This window comes from Mycobacterium hackensackense (genome assembly GCF_025822555.1).
GTDB classification, from domain to species: Bacteria; Actinomycetota; Actinomycetes; order Mycobacteriales; family Mycobacteriaceae; genus Mycobacterium; species Mycobacterium fluoranthenivorans.
On sequence record NZ_JACKUC010000030.1, the window covers coordinates 1,946,613 to 1,971,110 of the forward strand.

A 24,498-nucleotide genomic window follows, 5' to 3' on the forward strand; every position below is an offset into this window, starting at 1 on the left:
ACCAGCGTAAAGCAGCTTCCTACGGGGCCGAGCGGTGAGACGGCCACCGGTCTCGCTCCGGCGCGCAGTACCTGCCACAATGGCAGTCGTGGCTGACAAGAAGAACCAGTACGTCGACAATGGCTGGCCCGAGGTTGCCGACGGTGAGCACGCCGTCAGTGAGCTCGCCACCGACCGCGTGGGCGCCCTCTCGCCGTTCGGCGATGTGACCTTCCCGCTGCCGGCCGAGGATCTGCCGTTTTTGCACTCGGTCACCGTCATCAACAAGTAGTCAGGTGAGCGGGCTCTCGCACCTCGACGAGTCGGGCGCCGCCCACATGGTCGACGTCACGGCCAAGGATGCGACGAAGCGCACCGCCGTGGCCATCGGCACGGTGCAGACCCGTGCCGATGTCATCGAGCTCATCGCCGGCGGCGGACTGCCCAAGGGTGACGCCCTGGCCACGGCCCGGGTCGCCGGCATTCTCGCCGCCAAACGCACCAGTGACCTGATCCCGCTGTGCCACCAGCTGGCCCTCACCGGTGTGGACGTCGACTTCACCATCGGCAGCACCGAGGTGACCATCACCGCCACCGTCCGCACCACCGACCGCACCGGCGTCGAGATGGAAGCGCTGACCGCGGTGAGCGTGGCCGCGCTGACCCTGTACGACATGATCAAGGCCGTCGACCGGGTCGCCCGCATCGACGGGATTCAGGTGGTGCACAAAGAGGGCGGCAAGACGGGTACGTGGACTCGATGACGACGGCGACACGATGAGAACGGCCCAGGTCATCGTCGCGTCCACCCGCGCGTCCGCCGGCGTCTACGAGGACCGCAGCGGACCGGTGATCGTGGACTGGCTCACCGCCCGTGGATTCGAGGTTCCGCCGCCCGTGGTGGTCGCCGACGGGGTCGCGGTCAGCCGCGCCCTGTTCGCCGCGGTCGGGGCGCGCGTCGACGTGGTGCTCACCTCCGGGGGCACCGGCATCTCGCCGACCGACCGCACCGCCGATGCCACGGCGAACATCGTCGATTACGAGATCCCCGGCCTGGCCGACGCCATCCGCCGGTCCGGACTGCCGCACGTGCCGACCTCGGTGCTCTCCCGGGGTGTGTGCGGTGTGCGCGACGGGGTCCTGATCATCAACCTGCCAGGTTCCACCGGTGGCGTGAAGGACGGTCTCGGCGTGCTCGACGGCGTTCTGGAGCACGCCCTGGACCAACTGCGCGGTGGTGACCATGTCGGCTGAGGTCGTGCGCATCGCGCTGACCGAGGACCTGATCTCACTGCCTGAACACGAGGCACTGGTCGCCCATGAGGCGGCCGGGGCGGTGGTGGGCTTCTCCGGTGTGGTGCGCGATCACGACGGCGGTCGCTCGGTCACCCGGCTGGAGTATTCCGCGCACCCGTCGGCCCTGCAGACGCTGACCGAGGTGGTCGAAGAGGTGGCCGGCGCGGCCCAGGGGGTGCGGGCGGTCGCGGTGAGCCATCGCATCGGTGTGCTGCACATCGGCGATGCGGCGTTGACCGTCGCCGTCGCCGCCGACCATCGGGGCGCCGCGTTCCAGACGTGTGCGCTGCTGGTGGACCGCGTGAAGGCCCGGCTGCCGGTGTGGAAGCACCAGTTCTTCGGCGACGGGACCGACGAGTGGGTCAACTCGGCCTGAGCCCGGAACGACGAATGGCTGTATTCCTCAGCGGAATACAGCCATTGTCGTGAAAGCGTCGTCAGGGCGTCGGCAGGACCGCGGGCGCCGGATCGGCCGGGGCGGGTGCCGCCGGCGCCGGGGCGTTCGGCGGGGCCGGGATCTCGTCCGGGATCGGGCTGTTCATCGACCGCTGTGTGGTGATCGCGATCAGTGCGTCCTTACCGGTGATGTCCTGGTTCTGCACGGCGTGCCACAGCTGCCGCAGGTAGCTGACATTGGGGCTCTCGTTGCCGTCGGCGTTGGGATCCATGGTCGATCCCGGCGGCAGGTTGTCCGGGCTGATCAGGTGCGGCACCCCCTCGGCCGGCACCGGAAGCTGACCCGAGATCGCCTGGTTGGCGACGTCATAGGCCGGCTGCGGGACATTGACGGCACCGAGCGGGGCCAGCGGATCGGGCGCAGCGACCGGAGCGGGCGCGGGCGCCGGGGCGGGGGCCGGTGCCGGCAGGACCGGGTCGAGCGGCATCGGGGCGCCGTGCAGTGCCCACACCTGAGGCTGATCGGCAGGTGCCGGTGCGGCATCCCAGCTGGCGGCCTGGATCGCCGGCTGCGCGGCAGGATCGACCGGTGCCGGAGCGGGAACCACATTGTCGACGTTGACGATGTCGGCCGGGGCTGGGGCAGGTGCCGGCGGGGCCGGCGCGTCCAGCGGTGCGGCGTCGACGGGTGCAGGTGCAGGCGCATCGAGCGGTGCGGGCGGCAGATCGGCCGGCGCGGGGCTCACCGCATCGACGGGGACGGCGGGGATGACGTCGGGGGCCGGCGGCAGCGGTTCGGGCGCGGGCGGCGGAGGAGGAGCGTCGGGCAGCGGCGCGGCGAGCGCGTCGAAGGGGGCCGGCTCAGGCGCGGGCGGCGGCGGCAGCTCACCGTTGACGAGAGGGTTGTCCAGTGCCTGCGGGGGAGCGGGCTCGGCGAGCACGTTGCGCGGCGTCGAGGCGGACAGGCCGCGTCCGCAGACGGGCCAGGCACCCTTGCCCTGGGTGGCGAGCACGCGCTCGGCGACCGCGATCTGCTCGTCCTTGGTGGCCATATGGGCGGCCGGGGCGTACTCACCGCCGCCGTGGCCGGACCAGGTGCCCGGCGAGAACTGCAGGCCGCCCTGGTAGCCGTTGCCGGTGTTGATGGCCCAGTTGCCGCCGGATTCGCAGCGGGCGACCTGGTCCCATTCACCGTCTGTGGCGGCACCGGCATGGCCGGCAAGGGCGAGGCTCCCGCCACCGAGAACAGCGCCGGTGACGGCGATCTTGGCAACGCTGACTGAGGTTGACGTGGGCTTACGGTGCCGTCCACTCATACGTAAAGACAGTCCTCTCGTGAACGCCTGCGAGGTCAGCTGTCGGGTTCGGACTGGAGAGGTTGTCCGGCCTGCGTCGTTTCCGACGCCGGCTTCACCCCAAGGGCTCGGGAGCCCTGGTCTGCTTTCGGCGGACCGGTGGGTCCCCCGCCTCCATCCAAGGTTTGGTTCGTTGGTGGCAGTGCCCGGTGGATGGAGCTCGGCGTAGTGGGCACAGCGGGCCACTCGATATAGGTCAAATGGCTTGGGACAAGACGGTATCGGTTCGCCGGGCATGCGTCACTTCGATGCGTTTTCGGCGTTTTCACAGGCAGCAAATCTTATGAGGACTTTAAAGGCGCAGGCCGCTCGGGCGTTTTCGCAGGTGTTTTCGGCGCAGAACCTCGGGTTGGCCTCGTTGTGACCGTTTCGTTATGTGACGCAAATCACGACTATCCGCCCGCGAACGGGGGTAACACATCGACGGTTTGGTTTGTTCGGAGCGGCCGTTCGAGATCGCGCACGGCGACCTCGTCGCACAGGAAAGAGCAGCGTGCCAGCACTTTGGCCAACTCTGGACTCCGGGACGAGAGTTGCTGTACGAGAGCTGCGAGCGTCAATTCTTTTTGCAGCTGCAACGTTTCGGTCTCGATTCCGGCAGCGGCCCGTGCGGCGGCGAAATATCGCACGGTGACCGTCATCGGTGAGCCGTCAGCGGACGGTGTCACGGCTAGCCGCCGATCGCGCTCATCGGCCGCGACGGCTGGACGAAACTGGGGTCGTTGATGCCGTGCCCGGCCGCCTTGACCCACATCGCCTGCCGCCACGCGGTCTCGATCTCCTCGTCACCGGCACCCCCGCGGAGCAGTCCGCGCAGATCGGTCTCGGCGGTCGAGAACAGGCAGTTGCGGATCTGACCGTCGGCCGTCAGCCGGGTCCGGTCGCAGGCCCCGCAGAAAGCCTCCGAGACCGACGCGATGATCCCGACGGTGGCCGCACTGCCGTTGACGCGCCACAGAGCGGCCGGCGCCGAACCCCGCGGGGCCGGATCCGGCCGGAGGTCGAAGTACCGGCGCAACGTGTCCAGCACCGCGTCGGCGCCGATCGCCCGGTCCCGGCTCCACTCATGGCCCGCGTCCAGCGGCATCTGCTCGATGATCCGCAGCTGATATTCGTGCTCCAGGCAGAAGCGCAGCAGCGGCACCACATCGTCGAGACCGGTCCGCGGGTCCAGCACGGCATTGACCTTGACCGGGGCCAGCCCGGCTGCCGCGGCGCCGGCCAGCCCGGCCAGCACGTCATCGAGGCGGTCGCGGCGGGTGATCTGGGCGAAGTGCGTCGGGTCGACGGTGTCCAGGGAGACGTTGACCCGGTCCAGGCCGGCCCGCTTCAGCCCGGCGGCCCGGGCGGCCAGTCCGATCCCGTTCGTCGTCATCGCGATCTGGGGGCGGGGCCGCAGGGCCGCAGCCGCGGCGATGACCTCTTCCAGATTTCGTGAGACCAGCGGCTCGCCCCCGGTGAACCGGACGTTGGTGATGCCCAGCCGGGTGATGCCGATCCGCAGCAGACGGCTCAGTTCGGCGGCGCTGAGCAGCTGACTGCCCGGCAGCCAGTCCAGTCCCTCGGCCGGCATGCAGTAGGTGCAGCGCAGATTGCAGCGGTCGGTCAGCGATACGCGCAGGTCGGTGGCGACGCGGCCGAAGGTGTCGATCAGTGGGCCCGCGGTGGGTGCCGGGCGGCTGATGCGGAGGGCGGGCACGCCCAGATCGGTCAGCGTCATCCGGTCACCCGTCGTGCTTCGTCGACCGGCACGATCTCCTTGCCCAGTGGCATCAGCGACACGGGGATCATCTTGAGATTGGCCAGCGCCAGCGGGATACCGATGATGGTGATGGCCATGGCAACGGCGCTCACCAGATGCCCGATGGCCAACCAGATTCCGGCCACGATGATCCAGATGATGTTGCCGATCAGGGCGCCGGGGCGCACGCCAGGTTTGTCGACGACGGTGTACCCGAACGGCCATAGTGCGTACAGCGCGATACGCAGCGAAGCGAACCCGAACGGGATCGTGATGATGAGGACGAAACAGATGATGGCGGCCAGCAGGTAGCCGAGGGCCAGCCACAACCCACCGAAGATCAACCAGATGATATTCAGGATCAGGCGCATGTCTCCTCCAGCGGTCACATCAGACTACCCATGAGCGCGGCGACCCGAGAATTGGATAAGATCCTCCTAACATTGCGTCCTGCGCAGGCGGGACGCATTACTTATGTGATCTAGAGACGAGCGGGTGAACAGCGGTGCCGACGGGCAAGGTTAAGTGGTACGACGCCGAGAAGGGCTTCGGCTTCCTGTCCCAGGAGGACGGCGAGGACGTCTATGTCCGGTCTTCGGCGCTGCCCGCGGGTGTCGAGGGTCTCAAGGCCGGGCAGAAGGTCGAGTTCGGGCTTGCTGCCGGTCGCCGCGGCCCGCAGGCGCTGCAGGTCAAGCTGATCGACCCGCCGCCGAGCCTGGCCAAGACGCGCCGCGAGGCGGTCACCGTCGAGCACAAGCACACCCCCGACGAACTGCACGGCATGGTCGGTGACCTCATCACCCTGCTGGAGAGCACCATCCAGCCCGAGCTGCGCAAGGGTAAGTACCCCGACCGTAAGGTCGCCCGCCGGGTGTCCGAAGTCGTCAAGGCCGTCGCCCGCGAACTCGACGCGTAGTTCTCCTCCGCGAACGTCGAGTTTTCGTCGCTCTTAGCGGGTTTTTTCGACGACAAGTCCACGTTCGCGTAGCGCTGCGCTCACGCGTTGCACGATCACGTGAGGTCGGTCGCGCAGCATCTCCCCGCTGACGCGCACCACGCTCCAACCCAGTGCGGTCAGTTCGGCCATGCGATCGATATCGTGACTGCGCTGGCGCGGGTCGGTCCAGTGCTGGGCTCCGTCGAATTCGACGGCCACCCGATAGGCGGGCCAGCCCATATCGAGCCGGGCGACGAAACCGTAGGCAGCGCGCACCTCGATCTGTGTCGTCAGGGGCGGCAGTCCATGCGCCACGAGAAGCAGTCGGGTCCGCGTCTCCTGCGGAGATTCGGCGCCGCCGTCGCTGAGTTCAACGGCTCGCCGTAACCGACGCACCCACCGGGCGCCCGGATGGCGGGCGATGACGGCATTGATCTGTGCCATGTGGACGCCGGTCGCATGACGAAGGGCGTCGATGCGGATGACGGCGGTGTGGAGGTCCGTGGCCCTGCCCAGGTCGTAGACCGTCCGTGCCGGCGTGGTGACTGCGATACCGCGGATTCGCGTGACCTCGCCGGGCGCCAACGCGTCGCTGTGCAGCACGATCCCGTTGGCCTTGTCGCGCGACGGCCTGTTCAGCTCGGCGGGCAGGTGTCCGTCGATCCAGCGGGAGCCGAGCAGCGCGGCCGCCGAGAGCCCGGCCACGACGCCCCGCCGGCCCGACCACAACCATGCCGCCACAGCCTTGTCCTTGGCATCGAGTGCGACATCGCGTGGCACATAGACATTGCGGTGGACGGCGACGTAGGCGGTCCGCAGGCGGTGATCGGTCACCAGGCCGGCGGCGCGCGCCTCCGAGCCGAGGAAGGGCCACGCCAGAACGTCCACACTTATTGGACCCTCCGGGGCCCCACGCGGTTCCGTGCATCACCGAGCGTCGACTTCTTGTCGACAAATTTGTGGATGGCCGACGTGTTTTCGACGCTCGACGGGGAACACTGGGGCCATGGCCTACGTCAGCCCGCAAGGGGAGTTCAACCGCGACACCAACTACATCACCACCCGCATCACCGCGGACGGCCGCGACGGTTTCCCGGTGGAGCCGGGACGCTACCGGCTGATCGTGGCGCGGGCGTGCCCGTGGGCCAACCGCGCCATCATCGTGCGGCGCCTGCTGGGGCTGGAGGACGCCTTGTCCATCGGCTACTGCGGGCCCACCCACGATGAGCGCAGCTGGACCTTCGATCTGGATCCCGGCGGAGTCGACCCGGTACTGCAGATCCCACGCCTGCAGGACGCGTACTTCAAGCGTGACCCGAACTACCCCAAGGGCATCACGGTGCCGGCGATCGTGGACGTGCCGACCGGCGCCGTCGTGACCAACGATTTCGCCCAGATCACCCTGGACTTCTCCACCGAGTGGACCGCCTACCACCGGGCCGGGGCGCCGCAACTGTATCCGGAACCGTTGCGTGACGAGATCGACGACGTCGCGAGGCGCATCTATACCGAGATCAACAACGGCGTGTACCGGTGTGGCTTCGCCGGCTCCCAGCAGGCGTACGACGCCGCCTATGACCGGCTGTTCACCGCATTGGATTGGGTATCCGAAAGATTAAGCGCGCAAAGGTATCTGGTGGGTGACACGCTGACCGAGGCGGACGTCCGGTTGTTCACCACGCTGGCCCGCTTCGATCCCGTCTACCACGGGCATTTCAAGTGCAACAGGTCCAAGCTGACCGAGATGCCGGTGCTGTGGGCGTACGCCCGCGACCTGTTCCAGACGCCCGGTTTCGGCGACACCATCGACTTCGATCAGATCAAGAAGCACTACTACGTCGTGCACAAGGACATCAACCCCACCCAGATCGTCCCGAAGGGGCCCGAGCTGTCCGGCTGGAACACGCCGCACGGTCGGGAAGTCCTGGGCGGCAGACCTTTTGGTGACGGGACCCCGCCGGTCTAGTTCCAGACGGTGCGCACCGACCACTCGGCGTGCGGCAGCGGGAACTCGTTGCCCGCCTCATCGCGCACCAGGGTGGGCACCTGGACCGCGATCCCGGTGAGCTTGCCGAATCGCGCGTCGACGGTGGGGATGGTGACCGCCAAGGTGGTGCCCGGCCGGAATTCCGAGACGACCGGCGACGGCGCGTCTTCGTAGGCGCGGATCAGCCACCAGGGCGCCCGCGCGATCGCCGAGGGCACCGACAGCTGCAGCGGGTTGCGCGAGTTCACCGCCAAACTACCTGTGGTCTGCGGAATTTCGCAGTTGTCCAGATCGAGCACCTGGCAATACCGGTAGGGGCCGACGCGCACCGACTCGCCGTGCGAGTAGGCGCTGATCTCCGGAAGCCCGGTGCCGTCGTGCCGGCTCAGCTGCCACACCAGCAGTCCGGTGCCCGCCGACGCCAACAGCGCCACCGCCAACAGGGCAGCGAGTACGCGCTTCATCGGCGTCCCGACGAAGCGGCCACCGGGCCGCCTTCGGTTGCGGCGAGCACCGGGCGGTTGCCGCCGAAGCCGGGTATCAGGGATCCGCCGTTGTAGCTCACCAGTGTCTGGGCCAAACCGATAATCAGCACGGCGGTGATCGTAGTGAACCCGATCCACAGCTGCGGATAGATGAGCACCCCGGTCGCCCCGCCGAGCACCCAGGCCAGCTGCAACAGTGATTCCGAGCGGCCGAACGCCGATGCCCGCGACTTCTCCGGCAGATCGTCCTGAAGGGACGCATCCAGCGATGCCTTCGCGATCGCGCTGGCGCCCGAGGTCACCAGGGTGGCGAGGGCGGCCACCAGGAGATTCCCGAACACGGCGGCGGCCAGGGCCATGACGGTGACCGCGATGGCGGCCCGGGTCACCAGAAGCGAGGGCCTGCCGAGTTTGAGCCGGGCCGCGGTGAAGTTCCCGACGAAGTTACCGATTCCGGCCGCCGCGCCGATCAGCCCGAGGATGCGCAGCTGCTCCCAACCACCGTCGCCGTGCGATTTCGCCACGAACGCCGGATAGAGGAACAGGAATCCGACCATCGCCTTGATGGTGCAGTTGCCCCACAGTGAGGTGATGATGTTGCGGCCCAAGGGCTGCCGTTGCGTCGCCGGCCGGCGCAACGCCTCGGTGCCGCCACCGTGGTAGCTCAGGGTGGTCGGCACCTCACCGGCGGTCACCTCGACCCATTTGGGAATCCGCATGGACAGCACTGCGCCGGCCACGGTGACCGTGACCAGCACGTACAGCGCGCCGGGCAGTTCGGCCATGTTGAGCAGGTATTCGGCGCCGGCGGCGATCGCCCCGCCGGCCATCGTCCCGCCCAGCAGGCTGAACATGGTGAGCCGGGAGTTCACCCGCACCAGATCGATCGTCGGTGGCAGCACCCGCGGGGTCACCGCACTGCGCAGCACCGAGAAACTCTTGGACAGCACCATCATTCCCAGCGCGCACGGGTACAGCACCCAGGAGGGATAGCTGCCGGTGGCGCCGTCGTAGTTGGCGATCAACACCACCGCGAGCACGGTGCGCAGCGCGAACGACATGGCCAGTGCCACCCGGCGACCGTGCTGCAGTCGGTCCAGCGCAGGACCGATCAGCGGGGCGATCACCGCGAACGGGGCGATGGTGATGAGCAGATACAGCGCCACCTTGCCCTTGCTCTCGCCGGAGGCCGCCGCGAAGAACAGCGTGTTGGCCAGCGCCACCGCCATCGCGGCGTCCACTGCCGAGCTGGCCACCACCGGCCAGGTCAGTGCCGTCAGCCCGGACTTGTCGGCGCCGTCGGCGGTGGCGGCCCGGTGCACCAGGTCGTACATCTTGTTGCCCATTTCCCGGCTGCGCTGGGCGGCGGCGCGGGTGACGGTCACTTTCTCGCCTGCCGCCGCGCCGACGCCCGAACGGGTCCGGGGCGGTGGATCGGTGTGGCGCCGGGGGGTGTCCTCGTCCAGCGGCGGCAGCCACCTGTTGGCGCTCGGCCCGGACGGCGGGTGCTGACGCCGGCCGTTGGAACCTGCGCCACCGTCGCTCGGATAGTTCGCCATGCCGGGGTGCTCACCGTCCGACGGCGGCCGCGGTGGGTGGTATCTGGGGTCCCGGGAAGGCACGACCTCGATTGTCCCTTACCGCGACGGCTGCCGTGGGAAGGCGACCGGTGTGGCTCTGGTGGGCATGGTCAGGCAATAATTGCGATCGATGGACACAGGAACGGACACGGTCGCCGAAGTCACCGAACAGGTCGAGCCGCAGGCGGAACGGTCACCTGCGCTCGAAGCCTTGCTGCTCGGTGCGGTCGACGCCGCGCGCGCGGCGATCGAGGAGTTCAGCGGGGCCGACGCCGTCGGCGAGTATCTGGGCTCGGCATTCGAGGACCCGGCCGCCGCGACGCACCGCTTTCTCGCCGTGCTGACCGGCTATCAGGGCTGGCAGTGGGCGGTCGTGGTGGCCGGGTATCCCGGCGCCGACCACGTCACCATCAGCGAAGTGGTGCTGGTGCCCGGTCCCACCGCGCTGCTGGCGCCGCAGTGGGTGCCGTGGGAGGAGCGCGTCCGCCCGGGCGATCTGAGCCCCGGTGACCTGCTGGCCCCACCGGCCGACGATCCGCGACTGGTGCCCGGCTATCTGTCCAGCGGCGACGAGGAACTCGACGAACTGGCCGGCGAGGTCGGCCTGGGCCGCCGTCAGGTGCTCAGCCTGGAGGGCAGGCTCGATGCGGCGCAGCGCTGGCACGACGGCGAGTTCGGCCCCGATTCGGCGATGGCCCGTGCCACCCGGCGGGTGTGCCGCGAATGCGGGTTCTATCTGCCTCTGGCCGGCTCGCTGGGCATCGTGTTCGGGGTCTGTGGGAACGAGATGTCCGCCGACGGCCGGGTGGTCGACGGCGAGTACGGCTGCGGCGCGCACTCGGACACCCCGGTTCCGGCCGGCACCGGGTCGCCGCTGTTCGATCCGTACGACGACGGCGTGCTGGACGTCGCGGAACGTCCCGCGGACGGGTCCTAACGCTCCGCGGCGGTCTTGATCCGCCGCAGCGATTCGTTCATCCCGGCGACGAGTTCCTGCTCGAAGCTGGGCACCCCGCCCATCATCTTGTCGACCAGCATGGTGGGGACCGTCTTGAAGCCCTCGGGTGCCCGGCGGGTCTCCACCACCCGGGTGCCGCCCTCGATCGGTTCGAGCTCATAGCTCCACACCATGGCGTTGAAGTCGACCCGGAAGGCCAGCTTGCGCTGCGGGACGATCTCGGTGACGGTGCACGTCGTGGGCCAGAACGTCTTGTTGCGGCGGTTGAGGTTGATCGCCTTGGCGCCGACGCGGGTGCGCCCGAGCACCAACATCGCGCGGCACTGCGGGCTCCACTTCGGCATCCGGCGCAGATCCGAGATCAGCGCCCACACCTGCGACACCGGGGCCTGGATGTCGATCTGAGCCTGCAGTAGCGGGGATCCCTGTCTGGACGGCACTGTGCTCCTTCGATTCAGTTGACGAGGCCGCGCTGCGCGCCGCGGTCGCCGCGACGGGCGGAGCGCAGCTGCCACAGGAAGATCGAGGTGCCGAGCACTCCGACGCCGAGCCCGGCGAGGGTGATCGGCCGCCAGGTGTGCAGGGCGGGCACGGTGAAGGCCAGCAGCACGGCGATCAGCCAGCCGGCCGCGATCGCGATGATGACCGGCACCGGTTCGAGGAGCCTGGCCGGCAGCGCGGGCGGTTCGATCGGGTCGGCCGTGTTCTCTGCCATCGCCTCACAAGGTAGTCCCCGACGTAGCCTCCCGACTTCCCGGATGGCCTCTGGGTATTGTCTTGGCCTGTGGCGGACGTCGACTCAAGGTTGTCGAGTGATCTGTCGCTGGCCGTGATCAGGTTGGCCCGGCAGTTGCGGTTCCGCCGGCCGGACTCACCGGTGTCGCTGTCGCAGCTCTCGGCGCTGGCCACGGTGGCCAAGGAAGGGCCGATGACCCCCGGCGCGCTGGCCATCCGCGAGCGTGTCCGCCCGCCGTCGATGACCCGGGTGATCGCGTCGCTGGTCGATCTCGGCTTCGTGGACCGCACCGCGCATCCCGCCGACCGCCGGCAGGTCCTGGTATCCGTCTCGCGGGCCGGCACCGACCTGATCGAGGCCGAGCGCAAGGCCAGCCGGGAATGGCTGCAACAGCGGCTGGATGCGCTGACCCCCGAACAGCGCCAGACGCTTCTGGAGGCCGCTGACCTGATGCTGGCCATCGTCGACGAAGGTTCGGCGACCTGACCGACATCATCGACATCGTGGATCCGGCCGATCCGCGGCTGGACGATTTTCGCGATCTCAACAGTGTCGACCGCAGGCCGGATCTGCCCAGCGGCAAGGGATTGGTGATCGCCGAGGGTGTGCTGGTGGTGCAGCGCATGCTCGCCTCCCGGTTCACCCCGCGGGCGCTGCTGGGCACCGATCGCCGGCTGGGGGAACTGGCGGCCGATCTGGCGGATGTGGACGTGCCCTACTACCGGGCCGGCGCCGAGGTGATGGCCCAGGCGATCGGCTTCCACCTCAACCGTGGCGTGCTCGCGGCGGCCCCGCGCCCGCCCGAACTGTCGGTGGCCGAGGTGCTCGAGGACGCCCGCACCATCGCGGTGCTGGAAGGCGTGAACGACCACGAGAACCTGGGCTCGATCTTCCGCAACGCGGCGGGCCTGGACGTGGATGCGGTGCTGTTCGGCACCGGCTGTGCCGATCCGCTCTACCGGCGCGCGGTGCGCGTGTCGATGGGACACGCGCTGCTGGTGCCCTACGCCTGGGCGCCGTCCTGGCCTCGCGAGCTGGATACCCTGCGGGACAACGGTTTCCGGGTGCTGGCAATGACCCCGAATCCGGCCGCCGACACGCTGGCCGCGGCCATGAGCGGCTTGGTGGGCGACAAGGTGGCGATCCTGGTCGGTGCCGAAGGGCCCGGCTTGGCCGAGCACACGATGCGGGCCGCCGACGTCCGGGTGCGCATCCCGATGGCGCGCGGCACCGACTCGCTCAACGTCGCCACGGCTGCCGCGTTGGCCTTCTATGAGCGGGCTAGGCTGGCGTGATGTCGGGTGACACGACGCGATCGCATGCGCGCGGAGCGGGCGTGCCCTGGGGTACCGGTCTGACCGTCGCGGGGTTCGTGGCGGCCCTGACCGCCGCGGCCATCATCGTGCTGAGCGTGGGGTTGACGCGGGTGCACCCGCTGCTCACCGTCGGGTTGAACCTGGTGGCGGTCGGTGGTCTGGCTCCCACGGTGTGGGGCTGGCGTACCCGCCCGGTATGGCGCTGGTTCGTGCTGGGTTCCGCGGTGGGTGTGGCCGCCGGTTGGGCGACCCTGCTCGCGCTGCTCGCCAGCCGATGAGCGCGAACGCTCCTTCGCTCTGACCGGAGGGAACCGGCTCAGCGCTGCGTGCCGGAGCGCACGCCGAGCAGCACGTCCTCCCACGCCGGGACCGTGGCGCGGGCTTTGCGGTTACGCGCGGGCTTGGCTGCGGGCGCCGGGGGTGCAGGTTCGGGTGTCGGCTCCGCCATCGTCGCGGGCGCGGGTGCCGCCACCGGCTCCGGAGCAGTCACCGGGGCGGGCGCGGGAGCCGGCACCGCTTCGAATTCCAGCTGAGCCACCGGCGCGACCGTGCGCAGCTGGCGGGTGAAGTTCGGCTCGATCAGCTCGGCGGCCCGCTCGTCGAAGGCCGTCACGGTGCCGCCGTGCGAGCCCGGGGTGAACCGGAAGTGCGCGGTGTTGTCCGACAGGCCGGCCGTCCAGGCCAGCTGCACGGTCCAGCGACCGTCCTCGTTGCGCCAGGCATCCCAGGTGGTGGCATCGGGATCCAGGCCGCGCGAGATCAGGGCGGAGGTGACGGTCTCCAGCAGGGTCAGCACCGCCGGACCGTCGGCCAGGATGGGATGCGCCGCGGTCGCCAGCTCCGCCGCGCGGGCCCGCTCCAGGAGCACGGGGTGAGCGAACCGCTGCACGCGCTCGATATCGGCGCCGGTGATGGCCGCGACCTGCTCGACGGAGGCGCCCGCACGGATGCGGGACTGAATCTCCTTGGGACGCAACGTCGTCGACACCTCGACCTCGATCTGAGTTTGGTTGGAGGTGGCCTTGTCCCCACGGACGGCGGCGCGCAACCGGTTGTCGACCTTGATGACGAACTTGTCGCTCGCGTCGGCGCCCTCGCAGATCAGCCTCTTGCCGTCCACGTCGAGCCCGACGACCTTGAGTTCACGCATACTGACCTCCTCCCGCGCACCCTACAGCGTTATCTGTCCGTTACCGTGCGGACACGCAGGCCGGTCAGAGCTTTTCGACAACCCAGTCCACGCACGCGGTCAGGGCGCTGATGTCGTCGGGCTCCACGGCGGGGAACATCGCCACCCGCAGCTGGTTGCGGCCCAGTTTGCGGTAGGGCTCGGTGTCGACGATGCCGTTGGCGCGCAGCACCTTGGCCACGGCCGCGGCATCGACCGAATCCGAGAAATCGATGGTGCCCACCACCTGCGACCGCAGCGCCGGGTCGGCCACGAACGGCGTGGCGAACGCCGACGATTCGGCCCACGAGTACAGCCGCTGCGACGAATCGGCGGTGCGCTTGACCGCCCAGTCCAGCCCACCGTTACCCAACAGCCAGTCGATCTGCTCGGCGAGCAGGATCAGCGTGCCGATGGCCGGGGTGTTGTAGGTCTGGTTCTTGAGGCTGTTCTCCACCGCGATGGGCAGGGACAGGAAATCGGGCACCCAGCGGTCGGTCGCCGCGATGGCCTCGATGCGCGCCAGCGCGGCGGGCGAGAGCACCGCGATCCACAGGCCACCGTCACCGGCGAAGTTCTTCTGCGGGGCGAAGTAGTAGGCGTCGGTGTCGGCGATGTCGACGGGCAGCCCGCCGGCCGCCGAGGTGGCGTCGATGACCACCAGCGCATCGCCGGCGGGACGCTGTACCGGCACCGCGACGCCGGTCGAGGTTTCGTTGTGCGCCCAGGCGACGACGTCGACCGACGGGTCCGAGGTCGGCTCCGGGGCGGTGCCCGCCTCGGTCTTGATGATGATGGGATCGCCGACGAACGGATTCTTGGCCACGCACGAGGCGAACTTCGAGCTGAACTCGCCGTAGGTCAGGTGCAGCGACTTCTTGTCGACCAGGCCGAAGGCCGCGGCATCCCAGAATGCGGTGGATCCGCCGTTACCGAGGATGACCTCGTACCCGTCGGGTAGCGCGAACAGCTGGCGCAGGCCGTCCCGAACCCGTCCCACCAGGTTCTTGACCGGGGCCTGCCGGTGCGAGGTGCCGAACAGGTCACCCGCGGCGGCCAGTGCGGCCAATTGTTCGGGGCGCACCTTGGACGGTCCGCACCCGAAGCGTCCGTCGTTCGGCTTGATATCGGCGGGGATCGTCAGTTCGGCCATGACGTTCAGATTATCGGCCTGCGCCAGCCATGAAGACGCCGGTGCGGTTCAGGGCGCCTGGGGCACCACATAGGTGGGCTGGAACGGGTTTTGCCCGTTCTCGATGGCGATGGCCCTGAGGTAGGCGTCCACGTCCGGGTAGCCGGCGATCTCGGCCTGCTTCTGAAGTGCACGCTGACGGGCCAGTTCAGTCTGGGCCTGTGCGGCTGCCTTGTCCGCCTCGGCTTTGGCCTTGGCCGCGTTGGCGTCCGCCACCCCCTTGGCCTCGGCGGCCCGGGCATCGGCGATCGCCTTCTGCTCGGCGATGATCGCGTCCTTGAGCCCCGACTCCACCGGATCCGGTTTCATGACGGTCACCTGGAAGTTGGTGAAGAACTCCCGCCCGTCGGTGCGGGCCCGCGACGCGCCGGGCAGGGCGTCGCGCAGTGCGTTCTGGAATTCGATCCGGACCTTCTCGTCATTCCAGATCTCCCGCCAGGTGTACTTCTGGGCGACGCTGATGAGCACCTGTTCGGCGGGCTGGCCGATGACGTAGCGCAACAGGTTCACCCAACCGGGGGTGACCAGACCGTCGTTGTCCAGCCAACCCTGGTATTTGGTGCCGAAGTCACGATGGAAGTCCATCAGCATGCTGCAGTCGGTGGTCAGATCGAAGGTGATCACGACGGGAACGCGAAGCTCGGCGGGGGCGGTCGCATTGGACACCACGATGGTGGCCTCCGCCTCGGAATCGGGCCCGCCCGTCGCGTCCCAGCTGATCTGCCGGGACGGATAGCGATACGCCTTGAAACCACCGGGTGGGTTGAACTCCGAGGTCTCCGGATCGATGCAACCCTCCACCTTGGGGTCGGTGGGGATCAGGACGTAGTCGTCCACCTTGACCGCCGTCTGCCCCGGCCCCACCTGGGTGGCGCAACTCGACAGCACCGCGCCCGCGATCAGGACGCCGACGACGAGCACGGCGCCGATCACCACACCTTTGACGTTGCGATTGATGGCCATCTGCATCCTTCGTCGGTGCTGTGAGTCAGCTGGGAGTGTAGCGAGGTGACGAGAATTTGCGCGCCTTTGACGCTGGGTGCGTGGCCGCGGCATGGACGGAGGAACGCGGGTGTCCGCCGTCGTCCGTCGGATGACCCCGGTTTCGGTATCGATGTGGTGTCGCCTTCCGGGGTTGCGCAGCAAGGTTTGTGCGGTCGGCGCAGGTGGTAATTCCGAGGTGGCGAAGTCGCACGATTGCGTGGTCAGACCGTCGGGGGCGGCGCGATCCCGCACTCTCCGAGCCAGGGCTCGGGCGGCGTGTAGCAAACACACTGTCCGGCGGCGTTTAGAGTGTTTGCAGGACTTTCCCTTGACGGGTCGTGAATATCAGCAAATGTAGCGCCAGGAGTGTGGACTTTTACTCGATACCTGCGGTACCGTCTAGACAAGAGGCCGTTCGATGTAAACCTCACGGAGGGATTCAAGTGGCTAGGACCAAGATGATCCGGCGTTGGCGCAAGAACATGGACGTCAGCGAGGACACGCAGTACGTCGAGATGCTCACCACGCTGTCCGAGGGTTCGGTGCGGCGCAATTTCAATCCGTACAAAGACATCGAGTGGGATTCGCCGGAGTTTGCCGTGATCCCCAACGACCCGCGGTGGGTGCTTCCTGCCACTGATCCCATCGGCCAGCATCCCTGGTACCAGGCCCAGCCTCTGGAGCGTCAGATCGAGATCGGCATGTGGCGCCAGGCCAATGTCGCCAAGGTCGGCCTGCACTTCGAGTCGATCCTCATCCGCGGCCTGATGGAGTACGCCTTCTGGACGCCCAACGGGTCCCCGGAATACCGGTACTGCCTGCACGAGGCGGTCGAGGAGTGCAACCACACCCTGATGTTCCAGGAGATGGTCAACCGCATCGGTGCTGACGTGCCGGGCATGCCGCGGCTGCTGAAGTGGATCCAGCCCGGCATCCCGCTGGTGGCAGGCCCGCTGCCGATCCCGTTCTGGTTCGGCATTCTCGCCGGCGAGGAGCCCATCGACCACACCCAGAAGAACGTGCTGCGCGAGGGCAAGGCCCTGCACCCGATCATGGAGCGGGTGATGGCGATCCACGTCGCCGAAGAGGCCCGGCACATCTCGTTCGCGCACGAGTACCTGCGCAAGCGGGTTCCCGAATTGTCGTGGCGTAAGCGGTTCGTGCTGTCGATCTACGTCCCGATCGTGATGCGCATCCTGTGCTCGGCGATCATCGTGCCGCCGCGCACGTTCTGGAAGAAGTTCGACATCCCGCGCTCGGTGCGCAAGGACATCTTCTTCAGATCTCCGCAGTCACGGCTTATGCTGCGCGACATGTTCGGTGACGTGCGGATGCTGGCCCACGACAGTGGTCTGATGAACCCGCTGGCGAAGCTGGTGTGGCGCATCTGCCGGATCAACGGCAGCCCCAGCCGCTACCGCAGCGAGCCGCAGCGCCAGCACCTGGTCTCGGTCGCCTGACGGCTGCCCGATGCCTCATGTGATCACCCAGTCGTGTTGCAGCGACGGGTCCTGTGTCTACGCCTGCCCGGTGAACTGCATCCACCCGTCGCCGGACGAGCCGGGTTTCGCCACCGCCGAGATGCTCTACATCGATCCCGATGCCTGTGTGGACTGCGGCGCGTGCGTCAGCGCATGCCCGGTCGGTGCGATCGGGCCCGATACCCGGCTCACCGAGAACCAGTTGCCGTTCATCGAATTGAACGCGGCGTTCTACCCCAAGCGGGAGGGCAAGCTGCCGCCGACGTCGAAGCTGGCGCCGGTACTGGAGGCGCCAAAGGTGTATCCGCGCGCCGGTGATCCGCTCACCGTGGCGATCGTCGGTTCCGGTCCGGCGGCGATGTACGCGGCCGACGAGTTGCTCACCCAGCGAGGGGTCCGGGTGAACGTCTTCGAGAAACTGCCCACGCCATACGGATTGGTCCGCGCCGGAGTGGCGCCGGACCACCAGAGCACCAAGCGCGTCACCCGGCTGTTCGACCGGATGACGCGGCAGACCGGCTTCACCTTCTTCCTCAACGTCGAGGTGGGCAAGCACCTCAGCCATGCGGAGTTGTTGGAACACCACCACGCCGTGCTCTATGCGGTCGGCGCGCCCAACGACCGGCGTCTCGACATCGACGGGATGGACCTGACCAACACCGCCACCGCCACCGAGGTGGTGGCCTGGTTCAACGGGCACCCCGACTTCGTGGGCCTGCCGGTGGACCTCAGTCATGAGCGGGTGGTCATCGTCGGTAACGGCAATGTCGCGCTCGACGTGGCCCGCATCCTGACCACCGACCCGGATACGTTGGCGCGCACCGATATCGCCGACCATGCCCTTGCCGCACTGCGGCGCTCGAAGGTGCAGGAAGTCGTGATCGCGGCCCGGCGCGGACCCGCGCAGTCGGCCTTCACCCTGCCCGAGTTGATCGGGCTGACCTCGGTCTGCGACGTGGTGCTCGACGCCGCCGACCACGACCTGGTGATCCGCGACCTGGCCCACGAATCGGACCCGCTGACCCGCAACAAGCTGGAGATCCTGTCCAAACTCCCTACCGTGTCCGCGACGAGCGCACCCCATACCCGCCCGCGGATCCGGTTGGCCTACCAGCTCACCCCGCGGCGGATCGTGGGGCAGGACCGCGTCGCCGGCATCGAGTTCGGCGTCACCGGTACCGATGCGCACCGCACGGTGGACGCAGGCATGGTACTGACCTCGATCGGCTACCGCGGCAAGGCGATTCCCGCGCTACCGTTCGACGAGGACGCCGCCGTGGTGCCGAACGCCGGTGGCCGCGTACTCGACAACGGTGTGCCGGTGCCTGGCGCCTATGTGGCCGGTTGGATCAAGCGTGGTCCCACCGGTTTCATCGGCACCAACAAGTCGTGTGCCGCCGAGACGGTGCACAATCTGGTGGAGGACTACAACCGAGGACAGCTCGGCGACCGGGTGCACAAGCCTGGGGCGCTGGACAAGCTGGTCCGAGGCCGCCGGCCCGCGGTCGTTGACGCCGCGGGCTGGCGTGCCATCGACGCGGCGGAGATCGCGCGCGGTGGCGAGGATCGCCCGCGGGACAAGTTCACCCGAGTCGACGATATGCTGGCGGCCGCTGCGACGGCACCCAAACCGACTGTCGGACAACGACTGCTGTCCGCGCTGGGGCGCTGACTTCGGGCTCAACCGACGGTCAACGGGAGCGACGGGTCGGCGCTCCACTCCTCCAGTGATCCGTCGTAGACGCGTAGCCGCTCGATGCCGGCCGCGACCAACGCGAGTGCGTTCACCGTCGCGGAGATGCCGCCCCCGCAGTACAGCAGCACCTCCCGGTCCAGGTCGGCGCCGGCGTCCCGGTACAGCGCGGTGATCTCGGTGGGCGGTAGCAGCAGGCCCCGCTGGTCGAGCAGGGAACGGGTCGCGACGTTGCGGCTGCCCGGGATGTGTCCGCGCCGGTGGTAACGCGTGGGCTCGGCGCCGGTGAATGCTGCGGGCGACAGGGCGCAGACCAGATTGGCTGCGCTGCTGTCGATTTCACGAAGCTCGTCGAGCTCGATCCAGGCATCGCGGATGGCGCGCACGCGCCATGGCGGTACCGGCACGGGCTGCGTGGAGCCGGCGTCGGTCGGCAGTCCGGCCGCACTCCAGGCGGCCAGGCCACCGTCGAGCACGCGGACCGGCACACCGATCCAGCGCAGTAGGTACCAGACCCTGGCCGCCCAGAAACCACCGGTGCTGTCGTAGACGACCGTCGGGGTGTCGGGGCCGATGCCGAATCTGGCTGCACGCTCAGCCAATACCTGCGCCGGTGGGTGCTGGTTGTGGGTCGGGGCGGACACGGCGAAATCGGCGTCGACCTCGACGTGGATGGCGCCGGGCAGGTGGCCCGACTGCCAGAGGTGACGCCCGCTGTCGGTCCGGTAGTCGCCGTCGAACTCGGGCCGGTGCAGGATCAGGCTGGCGTCGAGGAGTACCGGCGCCTGCGGACCGGCCAGCTCGGCGGCCAGCTCCCGAGCGCCGACGACCGGGTTCTCACTCATAGCGACTGGGCCGTCTTGGCGAAGGACGAGTCGGCGAAGGCTGACTCCCAGCGATCGGGCGCGCTGAGTATTCCATGTCCGGCCAGCCAGTGTGCGTACGGTTCGACAAGTTCGGGACGCACTGTGCCCCAACTGCCTTCATGAAACCAGGTCGGGGCAATGGCTTCCAGCGAACGGGCGATGACGTGGTCCGGGAAGTACGGGGTGATGCCCCCGAGCAGTGCCACCGCCTCGTCGGGGTGTCGGGCGGCATGCCGGAACCCGCGATCGGTGACATCGCGGAAATCCCTCAGCAGCACGGGGTTCTGCTCGGCCAGGCGGGTATGCGCACCGAGTAGATAGCTGTGGTAGCCGAACGGCAGGTGATCATCGACCCGCCAGACCCGCTCCGGCCGATCCGGATGCTCGGTGAGCAGGATGTCCCACGCCCAGTACGACCCGAAGGTGGCATCGGCCACCCCGGCGGCCAGTTCCGCACTGGTCAACTCCCGCACCCCGACATCCACCAGGGTCACGGCGTCCGGGTCGCCGCCGGCATCGCGCACCAGATCGCGTACCAGCGCCACACCGCGCGGTGTCGGATTCAGGGCCAACCGCCTGCCGGTCAGGTCCGCCAGGGTCTCGATCCCGTTGTCGGCGAGCGTGCGAATGGTCTCCAGGCCGCGCTGGTTGACCGCGGCGATCACCTGCAGTGGCTCGCCGCGCTCGGCGCGCACCAACAGCCGGTTGGTGGGGAATACCGCCAGATCGACCAGCTCGCGCCGGATGTGCTCGAGGCTGTCCCCGATACCCGGATCCACCGTGCGGATCTGCAGATCGATGCCGGCCTCGGCGTACCAGCCGCGGTCTCGCGCGATATAGAACCCGGCGGAGTTCGGCCACGGATGGAAGTACTCCAGGGCCAGGGAAAGTGGGGTGGTCATGGCAGCCCTTCCGGTGTGGTGAAGCCGAATCCGAGGCCGGTCGGTACGGCGATGAGGTCGGCGCACGCTTGTGGTCGATGACGTTCGATGAACGCCAGTTCTTGTGCGGCCCAACGGTTCCAGTGCGGCCGATACAGGTCGCCGTCGCGGCTCAGTGCTCTGCGTTTGCGGTCGTCGTCCTCGGCATGCACCCAGATGCCCAGGTCGGCCAGGGCCCGCGAGGCTGGAGTCAGGGCGCCGATCCCCTCGACGACGAGCCGCTGCTGCGGCCCGACGGTGTGCCAGCCGGCCGGCGCGTCACGGGTCCAGTCCCAGCCGCGCCAACGTCCGGGCCGCCCCTCCGCGCGCGGCGCCAGAAGTTCGCGCTGCAGATGCTCGGCGGCCCAGAGTAACCCGTCCCACCCCGGGTAGATGTCATCGAGACGGACCACCAGGCTGTCCGGCCACGCGGTGTGCAGCTGAGTCGCCAGCGTCGACTTCCCGGAACCCGAACGGCCGTCGATCAGGACCGTCGTCGCCCGGTCCGTCGCCAGCCGGGCCGCGATGTCATCGATGGCCAATGAAGTTCCAGTTTCCGGTGGTCACCGCGACGGTGGTGGCGGTGGCGGCGATGGCGAATCCTGCGGCGATGAGCGCGAATTCGCGTCCGCTGAAGGGTGACGGACGGGCCCATGACCTCGTGCGGTGGGCACCGAAGCCACGGGCCTCCATGGCGGTGGCCAGTTTTGAGCCACGCCGCACGGCGAAGACAAGCAGCGCGAACGCCTGACCGGCAACCCGGCGCAGCGGCGCGTGGTCAGCGACCCCGCGGGCCCGGCGGGCGTAGCCCAGGTAACGCCAATCCTCGGCGAGCAGGTTGACCAGCCGCAGCCCGGCCAGTGCACCGAGCACGAACCGGGCCGGCAGCCGCAGCACCTGCCCGAGGCCGTCGGCCAGTTCGGTGGGTTCGACGTCGGCGAACAGGATCACCGACGGCAGTGCGATCGCGAGCACCCGCAGGAAGGTGGCCAGCGCGAGCGCGATCGAACCGTCGCTCACGGTGATCAGCAGGAAATGCCAATGGACCGCACCGCTGGACTGGCCGTACAACAGGATCGTCACCGCGGTCACCGCCGCCGCCACCACGAGCAGCGCACTGCGAATGAGCACCGGTCGCGGTCGGGCGCCGATCGCGAAGAACAGGCCGACCTCCAGGATCAGCGCGGTCAGGGCGGACACCCAGTCCAGGGACAGCACCAGCCCGGCCGCGATGATCGCGGCCGCGAGGAGCCGCGCGACGGGGTTGACCGTCCGTGCCGCGAGTGCCTCCGTCATGACACCGTCTCCCAGGCCGGCAGCTCGATGCGGGCGTCGGCGAGCAGCGCCGTGAAATCCAGATCATGCGTGACCGCGACGACGGCGGTGCCCTCGTCGGCGATCTCGGCGAGCAGCAGGATGAGCTCCTCCCACGTGCGACGGTCCTGGCCGAAGGTGGGTTCGTCCAGGACGATCACCTGCGGACCGGTGGCGAGCACGGTGGCCACCGACAGCCGGCGCTTCTCACCGCCGGAAAGGGTGTAGGGATTGGCGTCGGCGAGATGGGTCAGGTGCAGGCGCTCCAGCAGCGCGTCGACGGTGGATTCGGCGGCATTCCGGTTGAGGGCCTTGGGGCCGAGGGCCAGTTCGCCGCGGACCGTGCCGGTCAGGAATTGGTGCTCGGGGTCTTGGAAGACGCTGCCGATCCGGGTGATCAGTTCCCGGGATTTCCACTTGATGGGTTGGCGCCGTGCGGGCACGGGCGCGAAGGCGGTGTCGGCCTCGATGCGTCCCGCGGCCGGGGGGAGCAGACCGCCGAGGGTCAGTGCCAGCGTGGATTTGCCCGCCCCGTTGGGGCCGGTGATCACGGAGATCTGTCCCCGATCGATCGAGAAGTTCACACCGGTGTGCAGCCGCGCACCACCGCGATGGCCCAGCGACAGGTCCACCGCTGACAGCAGTGTGCGGGTATCGGTGTGCCGGTGCCGGGTGAGCACGGGCGGTGGCGTGTCGGGCACCCACACGCCCGCGGACATCAGATAGGCGTGTTCGCGCCGGATCGTCTGTTGCGGTGTGCCGTCGGCGATCACCGCGCCGTCGGTACCCAGCACGATCACCCGGTCGATGACCGGCAGCCACACGTCGGTGCGGTGCTCGATGACGATCAACGTGGCGCCGGTGCGCTGCGCGGATTCGGCGATCGCGTCTCGGACCTCGACCACACCCTCGGGGTCCAGGTTCGCGGTCGGTTCGTCGAGCAGGATCAGGCCGGGGTTCATCGCGATCACGCCGGCCAGCGCGAGCCGCTGTTTCTGGCCGCCGGACAGCTCCGAAGTGTTATGCGCCAGAGGCAGGTTCAGCCCCACCGCGTCGAGCGACTCGCGCACCCGGGGCCATATCTGCTCGCGCGCGACGCCGTAGTTCTCCATCCCGAACGCCACGTCGTCGCCGACCCTGGACAAGATCACCTGTGCGTCGGGATCTTGGAGCACCATGCCGATCCTGGACCGCTGGGCGGTCGGCGCGGCGCCGTCGACGAGGAGACGGCCGGCCTGCTGTCCTTCTTCTGCTCCGCCGAGCAGTCCCGCGATACCTTGTAGCACAGTCGATTTGCCGGCTCCTGACGGCCCAAGGAGCAACACCCGCTGCCCGGGTTCGATCGTGAGATCGAGATCGCGTACCGCCCACTGCGTGCGCGTTGCATGCCGCCAGCCCCAACCCTGTGCCGTGACGGCGGCACCGGTTCCTGCGGATCGGCTCATCGGGTGCGCGGATCGGGCTCCGCCCGGCCGGATGCGAAGCGGCTCAAGGCTCCGGTCTTGGCAAGGCCGCGCACCACGAACCAGGACAACAGTCCGGCGATCAGCGCTCCCGAGACGATCGCCGACACGGTGTAGATGGTGATGAACGCGCTCGCCGAACCCGGGTACCAGAGGATCAGGTCATTGATGGCGAGGGCCAGCCCCGCCACCGCGCCCGCGAGCACGGCGGTCGGCAGTCCCCAACGGCGGTAGAGGAATACGGCGAACACGAGTTCCGCGCCGAGGCCCTGGACCAGGCCGGATTCCAGGGTGAGGACACCCCACTGGTTGCCGACCAGGGCCGACACCGTGGCGGCGACGAGTTCGCCGTACAGGGCAGCGCCGGGCTTGCGGATCACCAGAGCAGTGAGCACGCCGGCGAACAGCCAGCCGCCACCCAGCAATGCCTGCAGGCCGGGTAGGGCCGCGCTCAACGGTGTGCTGATCGGGTTCGACGCGATGTTCCACAGCACGAAGACCAGGCCGGCGGCCGTCGCGAGCACGCTGGCGACGACGATATCGACGACGCGCCAGCGCAGGGCGCGGCCGGTGGCGGCCGGCGTCGTGTCGGTGGACTGGGTGCTCATGGGTCTCCTTAGGGCCGAACGCGAAGGCATCAGTATGGACGGG

The 24,498-nt window shown here is 68.6% G+C and carries 30 protein-coding genes and 1 riboswitch; of the genes, 12 read left to right on the forward strand and 18 right to left on the reverse strand.

The window, feature by feature from the left end:
• The first annotated feature begins 79 nt into the window (after window positions 1–79).
• The 4 genes from H7J86_RS18915 to H7J86_RS18930 are packed head-to-tail and all read left to right on the forward strand — an operon-like array spanning window position 80 to window position 1,651.
• A complete protein-coding gene (locus tag H7J86_RS18915) occupies window positions 80–271 on the forward strand; it encodes a hypothetical protein (RefSeq protein WP_090354602.1) in 192 nt (63 codons plus the stop codon).
• A gap of 4 nt (window positions 272–275) precedes the next feature.
• A complete protein-coding gene (gene moaC, locus H7J86_RS18920; protein ID WP_267292588.1) occupies window positions 276–743 on the forward strand; it encodes a cyclic pyranopterin monophosphate synthase MoaC in 468 nt (155 codons plus the stop codon).
• Window positions 744–756: 13 nt separating this feature from the next.
• Window positions 757–1,233: a MogA/MoaB family molybdenum cofactor biosynthesis protein gene (locus tag H7J86_RS18925; protein WP_267292590.1), complete on the forward strand. Its 477-nt coding sequence runs from the start codon at window positions 757–759 to the stop codon at window positions 1,231–1,233.
• Window positions 1,223–1,651, forward strand: a complete 429-nt coding sequence (locus H7J86_RS18930) for a molybdenum cofactor biosynthesis protein MoaE (RefSeq protein WP_187096979.1) — start codon at window positions 1,223–1,225, stop codon at window positions 1,649–1,651. The genes H7J86_RS18925 and H7J86_RS18930 overlap by 11 nt, the downstream gene beginning before the upstream one ends.
• 61 nt (window positions 1,652–1,712) lie before the next feature.
• On the opposite strand, the gene H7J86_RS18935 is transcribed toward H7J86_RS18930, so the two are convergent.
• The 4 genes from H7J86_RS18935 to H7J86_RS18950 all read right to left on the reverse strand — a co-directional run bounded on the left by H7J86_RS18935 (window position 1,713) and on the right by H7J86_RS18950 (window position 5,138).
• The gene (locus H7J86_RS18935; protein ID WP_187096978.1) at window positions 1,713–2,987 is read right to left on the reverse strand and encodes a transglycosylase family protein; all 1,275 of its coding nucleotides are present in this window, start codon (window positions 2,985–2,987) and stop codon (window positions 1,713–1,715) included.
• A gap of 9 nt (window positions 2,988–2,996) precedes the next feature.
• Window positions 2,997–3,167, reverse strand: a riboswitch (cyclic di-AMP (ydaO/yuaA leader).
• Window positions 3,168–3,418: 251 nt separating this feature from the next.
• Window positions 3,419–3,667 carry a MoaD/ThiS family protein gene (locus H7J86_RS18940; RefSeq protein ID WP_276065241.1) on the reverse strand — a complete coding sequence of 83 codons (249 nt, stop codon included), beginning with the start codon at window positions 3,665–3,667 and terminating at the stop codon, window positions 3,419–3,421.
• Window positions 3,668–3,696: 29 nt separating this feature from the next.
• A complete protein-coding gene (gene moaA / locus H7J86_RS18945) occupies window positions 3,697–4,746 on the reverse strand; it encodes a GTP 3',8-cyclase MoaA (RefSeq protein ID WP_090354609.1) in 1,050 nt (349 codons plus the stop codon).
• On the reverse strand, window positions 4,743–5,138 hold the full coding sequence (locus H7J86_RS18950; RefSeq protein ID WP_090354610.1) for a YccF domain-containing protein: 396 nt from the start codon (window positions 5,136–5,138) through the stop codon (window positions 4,743–4,745). The genes moaA and H7J86_RS18950 overlap by 4 nt, the downstream gene beginning before the upstream one ends.
• A 134-nt stretch (window positions 5,139–5,272) precedes the next feature.
• On the opposite strand from H7J86_RS18950, the gene H7J86_RS18955 reads away from it, so the two are divergent.
• Window positions 5,273–5,683, forward strand: coding sequence for a cold-shock protein (locus H7J86_RS18955; protein ID WP_090354612.1), 411 nt, complete (start codon window positions 5,273–5,275; stop codon window positions 5,681–5,683).
• Window positions 5,684–5,716: 33 nt separating this feature from the next.
• Here the strand turns inward: H7J86_RS18955 and H7J86_RS18960 are convergent, their stop codons facing one another.
• Entirely contained in the window at window positions 5,717–6,592 is an 876-nt protein-coding gene (locus tag H7J86_RS18960) for an endonuclease domain-containing protein (RefSeq protein WP_267292594.1), read from the reverse strand.
• Between the two features lie 118 nt (window positions 6,593–6,710).
• On the opposite strand from H7J86_RS18960, the gene H7J86_RS18965 reads away from it, so the two are divergent.
• Entirely contained in the window at window positions 6,711–7,670 is a 960-nt protein-coding gene (locus tag H7J86_RS18965) for a glutathione S-transferase family protein (RefSeq protein WP_267292596.1), read from the forward strand.
• Here the strand turns inward: H7J86_RS18965 and H7J86_RS18970 are convergent.
• Together H7J86_RS18970 and H7J86_RS18975 are read right to left on the reverse strand one after the other, a co-directional pair.
• On the reverse strand, window positions 7,667–8,155 hold the full coding sequence (locus H7J86_RS18970; RefSeq protein WP_187096973.1) for a DUF2771 domain-containing protein: 489 nt from the start codon (window positions 8,153–8,155) through the stop codon (window positions 7,667–7,669). The genes H7J86_RS18965 and H7J86_RS18970 overlap by 4 nt on opposite strands.
• On the reverse strand, window positions 8,152–9,735 hold the full coding sequence (locus tag H7J86_RS18975) for an MFS transporter (RefSeq protein ID WP_090354618.1): 1,584 nt from the start codon (window positions 9,733–9,735) through the stop codon (window positions 8,152–8,154). Before H7J86_RS18975 ends, H7J86_RS18970 begins: the two co-directional genes overlap by 4 nt.
• A gap of 151 nt (window positions 9,736–9,886) precedes the next feature.
• On the opposite strand from H7J86_RS18975, the gene H7J86_RS18980 reads away from it, so the two are divergent.
• Window positions 9,887–10,693: a DUF3027 domain-containing protein gene (locus tag H7J86_RS18980; protein ID WP_090354620.1), complete on the forward strand. Its 807-nt coding sequence runs from the start codon at window positions 9,887–9,889 to the stop codon at window positions 10,691–10,693.
• Here H7J86_RS18980 and H7J86_RS18985 read toward each other — a convergent pair.
• Both H7J86_RS18985 and H7J86_RS18990 read right to left on the reverse strand, forming a co-directional pair.
• The gene (locus H7J86_RS18985) at window positions 10,690–11,154 is read right to left on the reverse strand and encodes an SRPBCC family protein (protein ID WP_267292598.1); all 465 of its coding nucleotides are present in this window, start codon (window positions 11,152–11,154) and stop codon (window positions 10,690–10,692) included. The genes H7J86_RS18980 and H7J86_RS18985 overlap by 4 nt on opposite strands.
• Window positions 11,155–11,168: 14 nt before the next feature.
• A complete protein-coding gene (locus H7J86_RS18990) occupies window positions 11,169–11,429 on the reverse strand; it encodes a DUF2530 domain-containing protein (protein ID WP_267292600.1) in 261 nt (86 codons plus the stop codon).
• Between the two features lie 69 nt (window positions 11,430–11,498).
• Between H7J86_RS18990 and H7J86_RS18995 the strand changes: the two genes are divergently transcribed.
• The 3 genes from H7J86_RS18995 to H7J86_RS19005 are packed head-to-tail and all read left to right on the forward strand — an operon-like array spanning window position 11,499 to window position 13,044.
• The gene (locus H7J86_RS18995; protein WP_267292602.1) at window positions 11,499–11,936 is read left to right on the forward strand and encodes an Rv0880 family HTH-type transcriptional regulator; all 438 of its coding nucleotides are present in this window, start codon (window positions 11,499–11,501) and stop codon (window positions 11,934–11,936) included.
• Window positions 11,933–12,745 (forward strand): TrmH family RNA methyltransferase, encoded by an 813-nt coding sequence (locus H7J86_RS19000; protein ID WP_267293017.1) that lies wholly within the window; start codon window positions 11,933–11,935, stop codon window positions 12,743–12,745. The genes H7J86_RS18995 and H7J86_RS19000 overlap by 4 nt, the downstream gene beginning before the upstream one ends.
• On the forward strand, window positions 12,745–13,044 hold the full coding sequence (locus tag H7J86_RS19005; RefSeq protein ID WP_267292604.1) for a DUF2537 domain-containing protein: 300 nt from the start codon (window positions 12,745–12,747) through the stop codon (window positions 13,042–13,044). Before H7J86_RS19000 ends, H7J86_RS19005 begins: the two co-directional genes overlap by 1 nt.
• Window positions 13,045–13,082: 38 nt before the next feature.
• Here H7J86_RS19005 and sepH read toward each other — a convergent pair whose 3' ends face one another.
• The 3 genes from sepH to H7J86_RS19020 all read right to left on the reverse strand — a co-directional run bounded on the left by sepH (window position 13,083) and on the right by H7J86_RS19020 (window position 16,089).
• Window positions 13,083–13,916 (reverse strand): septation protein SepH, encoded by an 834-nt coding sequence (sepH, locus tag H7J86_RS19010; RefSeq protein WP_267292605.1) that lies wholly within the window; start codon window positions 13,914–13,916, stop codon window positions 13,083–13,085.
• A 64-nt stretch (window positions 13,917–13,980) separates the two neighbouring features.
• On the reverse strand, window positions 13,981–15,087 hold the full coding sequence (gene serC, locus H7J86_RS19015; RefSeq protein ID WP_187096967.1) for a phosphoserine transaminase: 1,107 nt from the start codon (window positions 15,085–15,087) through the stop codon (window positions 13,981–13,983).
• A 48-nt stretch (window positions 15,088–15,135) separates the two neighbouring features.
• Window positions 15,136–16,089 carry a membrane protease subunit, stomatin/prohibitin gene (locus H7J86_RS19020; RefSeq protein WP_235683413.1) on the reverse strand — a complete coding sequence of 318 codons (954 nt, stop codon included), beginning with the start codon at window positions 16,087–16,089 and terminating at the stop codon, window positions 15,136–15,138.
• A 479-nt stretch (window positions 16,090–16,568) separates the two neighbouring features.
• Here H7J86_RS19020 and H7J86_RS19025 point away from each other — a divergent pair, with 479 nt between their 5' ends.
• Together H7J86_RS19025 and H7J86_RS19030 are read left to right on the forward strand one after the other, a co-directional pair.
• On the forward strand, window positions 16,569–17,570 hold the full coding sequence (locus H7J86_RS19025) for an AurF N-oxygenase family protein (RefSeq protein ID WP_276065578.1): 1,002 nt from the start codon (window positions 16,569–16,571) through the stop codon (window positions 17,568–17,570).
• Window positions 17,571–17,580: 10 nt separating this feature from the next.
• On the forward strand, window positions 17,581–19,263 hold the full coding sequence (locus H7J86_RS19030) for an FAD-dependent oxidoreductase (protein WP_267292607.1): 1,683 nt from the start codon (window positions 17,581–17,583) through the stop codon (window positions 19,261–19,263).
• An 8-nt stretch (window positions 19,264–19,271) separates the two neighbouring features.
• Here the strand turns inward: H7J86_RS19030 and H7J86_RS19035 are convergent, their stop codons facing one another.
• From H7J86_RS19035 to H7J86_RS19060, 6 genes are read right to left on the reverse strand one after another with little or no spacing between them, the layout of a single operon-like run.
• Window positions 19,272–20,129: a sulfurtransferase gene (locus H7J86_RS19035; RefSeq protein ID WP_267292609.1), complete on the reverse strand. Its 858-nt coding sequence runs from the start codon at window positions 20,127–20,129 to the stop codon at window positions 19,272–19,274.
• The gene (locus H7J86_RS19040) at window positions 20,126–21,052 is read right to left on the reverse strand and encodes an ABC transporter substrate-binding protein (RefSeq protein ID WP_090354634.1); all 927 of its coding nucleotides are present in this window, start codon (window positions 21,050–21,052) and stop codon (window positions 20,126–20,128) included. The genes H7J86_RS19035 and H7J86_RS19040 overlap by 4 nt, the downstream gene beginning before the upstream one ends.
• The gene (locus H7J86_RS19045; RefSeq protein WP_267292611.1) at window positions 21,049–21,612 is read right to left on the reverse strand and encodes a nucleoside/nucleotide kinase family protein; all 564 of its coding nucleotides are present in this window, start codon (window positions 21,610–21,612) and stop codon (window positions 21,049–21,051) included. Before H7J86_RS19045 ends, H7J86_RS19040 begins: the two co-directional genes overlap by 4 nt.
• Window positions 21,599–22,366, reverse strand: a complete 768-nt coding sequence (locus tag H7J86_RS19050) for an energy-coupling factor transporter transmembrane component T family protein (protein ID WP_267292613.1) — start codon at window positions 22,364–22,366, stop codon at window positions 21,599–21,601. The genes H7J86_RS19045 and H7J86_RS19050 overlap by 14 nt, the downstream gene beginning before the upstream one ends.
• Entirely contained in the window at window positions 22,363–23,829 is a 1,467-nt protein-coding gene (locus tag H7J86_RS19055; RefSeq protein ID WP_267292615.1) for an ABC transporter ATP-binding protein, read from the reverse strand. Before H7J86_RS19055 ends, H7J86_RS19050 begins: the two co-directional genes overlap by 4 nt.
• Complete coding sequence (locus H7J86_RS19060) at window positions 23,826–24,455, reverse strand: ECF transporter S component (protein ID WP_267292617.1); 630 nt, start codon at window positions 24,453–24,455, stop codon at window positions 23,826–23,828. Before H7J86_RS19060 ends, H7J86_RS19055 begins: the two co-directional genes overlap by 4 nt.
• Between the last annotated feature and the right edge of the window lie 43 nt (window positions 24,456–24,498).

Bases quoted from the DNA above. Each gene is read 5' to 3' on its own strand.
- H7J86_RS18915 (WP_090354602.1), top strand. From the start codon at position 80: ATGGCAGTCGTGGCTGACAAGAAGAACCAGTACGTCGACAATGGCTGG.
- H7J86_RS18925 (WP_267292590.1), top strand. From the start codon at position 757: ATGAGAACGGCCCAGGTCATCGTCGCGTCCACCCGCGCGTCCGCCGGC.
- H7J86_RS18930 (WP_187096979.1), top strand. From the start codon at position 1,223: ATGTCGGCTGAGGTCGTGCGCATCGCGCTGACCGAGGACCTGATCTCA.
- H7J86_RS18935 (WP_187096978.1), bottom strand. From the start codon at position 2,987: ATGAGTGGACGGCACCGTAAGCCCACGTCAACCTCAGTCAGCGTTGCC.
- H7J86_RS18940 (WP_276065241.1), bottom strand. From the start codon at position 3,667: ATGACGGTCACCGTGCGATATTTCGCCGCCGCACGGGCCGCTGCCGGA.
- moaA (WP_090354609.1), bottom strand. From the start codon at position 4,746: ATGACGCTGACCGATCTGGGCGTGCCCGCCCTCCGCATCAGCCGCCCG.
- H7J86_RS18950 (WP_090354610.1), bottom strand. From the start codon at position 5,138: ATGCGCCTGATCCTGAATATCATCTGGTTGATCTTCGGTGGGTTGTGG.
- H7J86_RS18965 (WP_267292596.1), top strand. From the start codon at position 6,711: ATGGCCTACGTCAGCCCGCAAGGGGAGTTCAACCGCGACACCAACTAC.
- H7J86_RS18970 (WP_187096973.1), bottom strand. From the start codon at position 8,155: ATGAAGCGCGTACTCGCTGCCCTGTTGGCGGTGGCGCTGTTGGCGTCG.
- H7J86_RS18975 (WP_090354618.1), bottom strand. From the start codon at position 9,735: ATGGCGAACTATCCGAGCGACGGTGGCGCAGGTTCCAACGGCCGGCGT.
- H7J86_RS18980 (WP_090354620.1), top strand. From the start codon at position 9,887: ATGGACACAGGAACGGACACGGTCGCCGAAGTCACCGAACAGGTCGAG.
- H7J86_RS18990 (WP_267292600.1), bottom strand. From the start codon at position 11,429: ATGGCAGAGAACACGGCCGACCCGATCGAACCGCCCGCGCTGCCGGCC.
- H7J86_RS19005 (WP_267292604.1), top strand. From the start codon at position 12,745: ATGTCGGGTGACACGACGCGATCGCATGCGCGCGGAGCGGGCGTGCCC.
- sepH (WP_267292605.1), bottom strand. From the start codon at position 13,916: ATGCGTGAACTCAAGGTCGTCGGGCTCGACGTGGACGGCAAGAGGCTG.
- serC (WP_187096967.1), bottom strand. From the start codon at position 15,087: ATGGCCGAACTGACGATCCCCGCCGATATCAAGCCGAACGACGGACGC.
- H7J86_RS19020 (WP_235683413.1), bottom strand. From the start codon at position 16,089: ATGGCCATCAATCGCAACGTCAAAGGTGTGGTGATCGGCGCCGTGCTC.
- H7J86_RS19025 (WP_276065578.1), top strand. From the start codon at position 16,569: ATGATCCGGCGTTGGCGCAAGAACATGGACGTCAGCGAGGACACGCAG.
- H7J86_RS19030 (WP_267292607.1), top strand. From the start codon at position 17,581: ATGCCTCATGTGATCACCCAGTCGTGTTGCAGCGACGGGTCCTGTGTC.
- H7J86_RS19035 (WP_267292609.1), bottom strand. From the start codon at position 20,129: ATGAGTGAGAACCCGGTCGTCGGCGCTCGGGAGCTGGCCGCCGAGCTG.
- H7J86_RS19040 (WP_090354634.1), bottom strand. From the start codon at position 21,052: ATGACCACCCCACTTTCCCTGGCCCTGGAGTACTTCCATCCGTGGCCG.
- H7J86_RS19050 (WP_267292613.1), bottom strand. From the start codon at position 22,366: ATGACGGAGGCACTCGCGGCACGGACGGTCAACCCCGTCGCGCGGCTC.
- H7J86_RS19055 (WP_267292615.1), bottom strand. From the start codon at position 23,829: ATGAGCCGATCCGCAGGAACCGGTGCCGCCGTCACGGCACAGGGTTGG.
- H7J86_RS19060 (WP_267292617.1), bottom strand. From the start codon at position 24,455: ATGAGCACCCAGTCCACCGACACGACGCCGGCCGCCACCGGCCGCGCC.